Annotated in this window: 5 protein-coding genes; 3 read left to right on the top strand and 2 right to left on the bottom strand. The window is 72.2% G+C overall.

Going from position 1 to position 6,661, the window contains the following annotated elements; translation table 11 throughout:
* Window positions 1-425: epoxide hydrolase N-terminal domain-containing protein (locus ACZ5DC_RS40415; RefSeq protein ID WP_468661454.1), on the bottom strand; the 425-nt coding region annotated here is incomplete at its 3' end.
* A gap of 205 nt (window positions 426-630) precedes the next feature.
* Between ACZ5DC_RS40415 and ACZ5DC_RS40410 the strand changes: the two genes are divergently transcribed.
* From ACZ5DC_RS40410 to ACZ5DC_RS40400, 3 genes are all read left to right on the top strand, one after another.
* Window positions 631-2,214, top strand: coding sequence for a class I adenylate-forming enzyme family protein (locus ACZ5DC_RS40410; RefSeq protein WP_468661452.1), 1,584 nt, complete (start codon window positions 631-633; stop codon window positions 2,212-2,214).
* A complete protein-coding gene (locus tag ACZ5DC_RS40405; protein ID WP_468661450.1) occupies window positions 2,198-3,700 on the top strand; it encodes a flavin-containing monooxygenase in 1,503 nt (500 codons plus the stop codon). The genes ACZ5DC_RS40410 and ACZ5DC_RS40405 overlap by 17 nt, the downstream gene beginning before the upstream one ends.
* A 549-nt stretch (window positions 3,701-4,249) precedes the next feature.
* On the top strand, window positions 4,250-6,175 hold the full coding sequence (locus tag ACZ5DC_RS40400; RefSeq protein WP_468661448.1) for an N-acetylmuramoyl-L-alanine amidase: 1,926 nt from the start codon (window positions 4,250-4,252) through the stop codon (window positions 6,173-6,175).
* 189 nt (window positions 6,176-6,364) lie between these two features.
* Here ACZ5DC_RS40400 and ACZ5DC_RS40395 read toward each other — a convergent pair.
* On the bottom strand, window positions 6,365-6,661 hold a 297-nt coding region (locus tag ACZ5DC_RS40395), incomplete at its 5' end, for a DsbA family oxidoreductase (protein ID WP_468661446.1).

The raw sequence follows: 6,661 nt of genomic DNA, 5'->3' as shown, positions 1-6,661 counted from the left end.
CCGTCGATCTCGGTGATGAACTGGGGCAGCGCGTTCAGCCTCGCCTCGACCTTGCGCCAGTCGTAACGGGTACCCCAGTACTCCACCAGCGGGCGAACCTTCCCCAGCTGGGCGCCCTGGGAGCGGTCGCCGACGGTCTCCCGGTCCGGCCAGCGCGTCGCCCGCACCCGCCGCCGCAGCTCACCGATCTCCCGCTGCGGGACCCTGATACGGAAGGGCCGGACCCCGGGGACCGGGCGGGGCGAACCGGGGCGGGCGCCGGCCGCCGCTGCGGAGCCCACGGCTTCCGGCCCACCGGACGCGGCCTGCGCCTGGCCGGAAAGACCGAGCTGGGCGCCGGCCACGACACCCGCGGCGCCCGCGGCCAGGCCGAGGAACCTGCGACGACCGGTGGCGAGGCGGCCGGCGTCTTCGGTGATACCCATGACAACTCCTTGACGCATTACTTGCCCAAGCGGTTATGTTTCTCGACTCGTTGGATTCTTACCGCACTTTCGTCACCGGTCAAGTAGGTGACGGGGATACGTGGCCGTAAGTTGGCTCGATATATGTACTTCACCTGACAAGGAGTATGTTTACGCTTGGGCCTGACGGCGGGACGTCCGTCGTGGCGCCGAGTCAGGAACCGAGATGCAAGCGGAAACACTCCCCCGCGCGTTCATCCGTGTCGCGACGGAACACGCCGAGCGTGAGGCCCTGGTGGACGGTTCCGTCCGGCTCAGCCACGCCGAAACACTGCGCCGGGCGGTGGGCGTCGCGCTCCGGCTGCGGGACCGCGGAGTCGCCCCGGGCGACCGGGTCGCCATCCTGCTCCCCAACTGCTGGCAGTACGCGGTCGGTTACCTCGGGGCCCAGCTCGCCGGCGCCGTCGTCGTCCTGGTGAACACCCGGCTGACCGGTCCGGAGCTCGACCACGTCCTCACCGACAGCGGTGCGCGGGTGATCCTCACCGACGCCGTCGAGGGACCCCTCGGCGGACGCGTGCCGACCGCGTTCACCGAGCGCGTCGTCCCCGCCTCCGTCCTCCTCGCCCCACCGGCGCCGGACTCGGTCGTTCCCGGCGCCGGCGCACTGCCCGGAGCGGACCGCACCCCCGGCGACGTGGCACACCTGCTCTACACCTCGGGCACCACCGGCAGGCCCAAGGGCGCGATGCACACCCACGCCAACCTGCTGTTCAACGCCCGCACCGTGCGCGAGCGCCTCGGCGCCGGCCCGGCAGAACGGACCCTGATCGCGGCCCCGATGTTCCACGCGACCGGTGTGGTCTCGCAGTTCATCGGCTTCCTCACCGCCGGTGCGTGCTGCGTGCTCACCCCCGAGTTCCGGGCGGAGACCGTCGTCCAGCTGATGGTCCGGGAGCGGATCACGTTCTTCGCCGGCGTCGCGGCCATGCTCCGGCTGATCCTGCTCAAGGCCGAGGACACCGCCTCCGACCTGTCCGCACTGCGCCTGTTCGTCATGGGCGGTTCACCGGTCCCCGAGAGCTTCCCCGCCGAGGTCGTCCGCCGTGTACCCGGGCTGAGGCTCGGCAACGTGTGGGGGCTGACCGAGGGGACCTCGATCGTGACCTACACCGAGGGCGACGAGTACCTCGCCCACGCCGGCTCGGTGGGCAGGCCCGTGGCGGGGCTCGACGTCGCCGTCTCCGTGGGCGGGGCGCCGCCCCGGGACCTGCGGGACACCGTCGGCGAACTGTGCGTGCGCGGCCCCGTGGTGGCCGCGGGCTACTGGAACAACCCGGAGGCCACCGGCGCCACCTTCGTGGACGGCTGGCTGCGCACGGGGGACGTGGGCAGCGTCGGCGCCGACGGGTTCGTCAGGGTCCTCGACCGCCTCAAGGACATGATCATCCGCGGGGGCGAGAACATCTACAGCGCCGAGGTCGAGAGCGTTCTGTCCGGCCACCCGGACATCGCCGACGTCGCCGTCGTCGGTGTGCCCGACCCGGTCTTCGACGAGCGGGTGCGCGCGGTCGTCGTACCACGCCGCGGCCGTGCACCCGGCGTGGAGTCCTTGCGCTCCTACGCCGCCTCCCGTCTGGCCGACTACAAGCTCCCCTCCGAGTACCTCTTCGTCGAGGAACTGCCCCGCAACCCGTCCGGCAAGGTGCTCAAGTACCGGCTCGCCGGCATCCCCACCGCCCGCGACAGCGGCACCGGCCGGACACGGCCGTCGTCTCCCGCCGAGGACACCGATGATCTCCCCCGCTGATCCCGCCGCCGGCACGGCCGCGCCGCCCGCGCCCGTCGACGTCCTGATCGTGGGCGCCGGCTTCAGCGGACTCGGTCTCGCCGCCATGCTCCGCAAGGCGGGCATCCGCTCGCTGCGGATCCTGGAGGCCGCCGACGACCTCGGCGGCACCTGGCGCGACAACACCTATCCGGGCTGCGCCTGCGACATCCCGTCACCCCTGTACTCGTACTCCTTCCACCAGAAGCCCGACTGGAGCCGGCTGTTCGCGCGCCAGCCGGAGATCCTGGACTACCTGCGGGAGGTGGCCCGCCGGCGCGGTCTCGTCGAGCACGTGCGGTTCGGCCAGGAGGTCCGCGGCGCCCGGTGGGACGAGGAGGAGGCGTGCTGGGAGGTGGTGACGTCGGCCGGCGAGTGCCATCGCTCCCGGTTCCTGGTCTGCGCAGTCGGACCGCTGCACCATCCCGCCCACCCCGACCTGCCCGGTGTCGAGTCCTTCGGCGGCGCGGTGTTCCACTCGGCGGCCTGGCGGCACGACGTCGACCTGACCGGCAAACGGGTCGCGGTCATCGGCACCGGCGCCAGTGCCGTCCAGTTCGTCCCGGCGATCGTCGACCAGGTCTCGGCCCTCACCGTCTTCCAGCGCACACCGCCCTGGATCCTGCCGAAGACCGACCGGCTCTTCGACGAACGTCACCGTCGTCTGGCCCGCTGGTGCCCGCCCTACCGCTGGTGGACACGCGAACGCCTGTTCCGGATCCACGAGGGGCGCGCCGCCGGGTTCGTCAGCGATCCGGGGGCCCTGGCCGCCACCGAGGCGCTGGCGCGCCGGCTCGTGGAGAAGCAGGTGTCCGACCCCGGGCTGCGGGCGGCCGTCACCCCCGACTACGCCCTCGGGTGCAAACGGCTGCTGATCTCCAGCGACTGGTATCCGGCGCTGTCCCGGCCCCATGTCCGGCTGCGGCGGGGCGGGGTGGCGACGGTCCGGCCCGGCACCCTGGTCGGCGAGGACGGGGTCGAGGTCGCCGCCGACGTCCTCGTCTACGGGACCGGCTTCGACACGCAGAACACTCTCCGCATCGACATCACCGGACGGGGCGGCGTCACCCTCGCCGAGGCCTGGGCCGACGGCAACCAGGCCTACCTCGGCACCACCGTCGCCGGCTTCCCCAACATGTTCCTGATGGCGGGGCCGAACACGGGGCTCGGTCACAACTCGCAGATCGCGATGATCGAGGCGCAGGCCCGCCACGTCACCGCCCTCCTGCGCCGCGTGCGCCGCCGCGGAGCGGACTCCGTCGAGGTACGCGCCGATGTCCAGCGGGCCTTCAACGACTGGGTGGACGGGCGCATGGCCGGCACCGTCTGGCAGACGGGGGGCTGCCGCAGCTGGTACCAGGATCCCCGGTCGGGCCGCAACACCGTGCTGTGGCCCGACACCACGATCGCCTTCCGCCGGCGGACCGGTCGCGTCCGGATGACGGACTACCGGCTGGGGCGGGCCTGAACGGAGCGGCGGACCGCTCGGCACGCGGGCCGGCGCGCACGATCCGCGCGCACGCGGATCCGGCGACACGTCCGACGGTGCTGCCGGCTCCTTCAGGGGGAGAAACGTGGGCTGCACCCGCCCGTGACATCACACGCCCGCCCGGGGCCGGGCCCTGCCGTCGAGCTCACCCGTCCGCCCGGAATGCGCCCCGCGCGGCGTCCGGTGCGTGCGCCGGGGGTCCCCGGCAGGAGGCTGGAGGAGTGCCGGGCCCCGGCCGCCGAAACTCCGCTCACCCGCGGGAGTTTCGACGCTCCGCCGCAGGAGTCCGCCCTTCCCTCGACGCGGTGTCCGGGAACCGCTGGGAGCGGCGTATCACCGAAGGGGGCGGGTCCGGGCTCCGGCTGGTGCTCCCGTAAGGTACGTGTGAACGGGGAACCGACTGTGGAGGTGTCACCCGCTGCGGCCAGGTGTGCGACCGCAGTTCACCTCAGTGACCCAGGATCGGCCCGTCCGGTGGCGGCTCACACCTGATGACCGCTCATCCCACCTCGCGTAAGGAACGTCATCTTGCACCAGAGGAAGAGACGGCTGCGTCTCCCTGTTTTGATCGCGGCGGGTGCGCTGGCCGTGGGCGGCCTGACCGCGACGCGGTTCACCGCACTCGCCGCGACGGATTCCACCGTCGCCTCCCGGCAGCAGGACTTCGCCTCGGCCGCCGCGGAGTACCACGTCCCGGTGAGCGTGCTGCTCGGCGTCGCCTACGAGGAGTCCGCGTGGGACGCCCACGGGGCGCAGCACAGCACCGACGGCGGCTTCGGTCCCATGCACCTCACCGACGTCACCCCGGCGATGATGGCCGGTGGAGCGATGGGCGGTGCCGGCCGGAAGGACCTCGCCTCTCTGGCGGCGAAGCCGGCCCTGCACACGCTGCGGGCCGCCGCGAAGCTGACCGGGATGTCGCCGGACACCCTGCGTGAGGACCCCGCCGCCAACATCCGTGGTGGTGCGGCGCTTCTGGCGTCGTACGAGAAGAAGGTGGCCGGCGGGACGCCGGCGGACCCGGCCCTGTGGTTCGGAGCCGTGGCCCGCTACAGCCAGTCGACGGACCGTCAGGGGGCGGTGGCCTTCGCCGACCGTGTCTTCGGCACCATCCGCAAGGGCGCCTTCGCCGAGACGCACGACGGCCAGCGCGTCCGCCTCACCGCGGTCCCCTCGGTCCGCCCCGCGACGGCGCAGGTCGACCGGCTGCACCTGACGGCGTCGGCCACCGCGGACACCGAGTGCCCGCCGGCTGTGGCATGCACGTTCGTCCCCGGCTCGGCCGCGGGTGTGCAGGTGTCCAAGCGGCCCGCGAACGGTATCCGGATCGACACCATCGTCATCCACGACCTGGAGACCACCTACGACGCCGGTGTGAAGGGCCTGTCCGCCCAGACCAACAGCGCCGCGACGCACTACGTGATGCGCTCGTCCGACGGCGCGGTGACGCAGATGGTGCCCACCAAGGACATCGCCTTCCACGCCGGCAACTACTCCATGAACCTGCACTCCATCGGCATCGAGCACGAGGGGTACGCCGCGCAGGGCGCCACGTGGTACACGGAGGCGCAGTACGAGGCCACGGCCGACCTGGTCACGTACCTCGCGGCGCGGTTCGGCATACCCCTGGACCGTCAGCACGTCATCGGTCATGACAACGTCGACAGCCCGGACGACGCCCACGCCGCCGGGATGCACTGGGACCCGGGCAACGGCTGGGACTGGGACCACTTCATGACGCTCCTCGGCCGCCCCTACAGCGGAACGCACAGCGTGCCGGCCGTGGGTTCGGTCGTGACCATCGATCCGCCGTTCGCCGACACCGTGCAGACCGTACGTGTCTGTCCCGGTGACGACCCGACCGATCCCACGACCACCTGCACGGTGAGGCAGCAGGCGTCGAACTTCGTCTACGTGCGTACCGCCCCGGACGCGTCCGCCCCGCTCTTCGGCGACCAGGCGCTCCATGGCACCGGCGCGGGTACGGACGAGATCAGCGACTGGGGCAGCACGGCCCAGTCGGGGCAGCAGTTCGTCGTCGCCGATGTGAGCGGCGACTGGACCGCGATCTGGTTCAGCGGCGCGAAGGTGTGGTTCTACAACCCCGGCGGCGAGAACGCCAAGATCGCCTACGGCGTGAAGACGATCCGTCCGGCCGGCTCCGCCTCGGTGGCCGTCTACGGCCGCAGCTACCCGGACGCCTCGGAGTACCCGGCGGGCATCTCGCCCTCGACGCAGGCCCCGCTCACGGTGTACACCGTCCCCGCCGGCCAGGCGTACGTCGCCACCCAGGCCCCGGCCGTGACGGACGACTACGACAAGAGCAGCGGAACGGTCGTCCTCGGCGGCAAGAGGATGTACACGATCCAGTACGGCCACCGCGTGGCGCTGGTCTACGAGAACGCCGTCACCGCGACCCCTGTGACGCAGCACTGGGAGGACGGCGGCAACTGATCATCTGATCACCGCCGCGCGAACAGGGACCGTGCCGCCCGGGCGGCTCGGTCCCTCGTTCGTCCTTGACGCACGCGCGTGTGCGTCGTGCGCCCGACCGGCGGCGGGCGGACGACGCACGGCCCGGGTGGGCCGGCCGGTCCCGCCGGCTGCCGGACTCTTCCCGGCGCGGCCCCCGGGGGCCGCGCCTCATGCGGCGGCCCGGTCCGCCCAGGCCTGCTCGAGGGCCTGCGTGAACGCCTCGGGCGACTGGACGCCGCTGACTCCGTAGCGCCGGTTCAGCACGAAGAAGGGCACACCGCCGGCTCCCATCTCGGCGGCCAGTCGCTCGTCGGCCCGCACGTCCTCGGCGAACGCGGTCGGATCGTCGAGCACCTTGCGGGCCGAGGTCTCGTCCAGGCCCGCCTCCACCGCGAGGGCCACCAGCGTCTCCTTGTCGTAGATCGACCGTTCCTGCGCGAAGTTCGCCCGGAAGGCGAGGTCCGT

Source organism: Streptomyces sp. NPDC031445 (assembly GCF_055581365.1).
The sequence above is the reverse complement of the archived record's forward strand: the minus strand, read 5'-3'. Positions and strand labels throughout refer to the sequence as shown.

What these genes read in the sequence shown, in the direction of transcription:
- ACZ5DC_RS40405 (WP_468661450.1), top strand. Translation starts at nt 2,198, where the DNA reads ATGATCTCCCCCGCTGATCCCGCCGCCGGCACGGCCGCGCCGCCCGCG.
- ACZ5DC_RS40410 (WP_468661452.1), top strand. Translation starts at nt 631, where the DNA reads ATGCAAGCGGAAACACTCCCCCGCGCGTTCATCCGTGTCGCGACGGAA.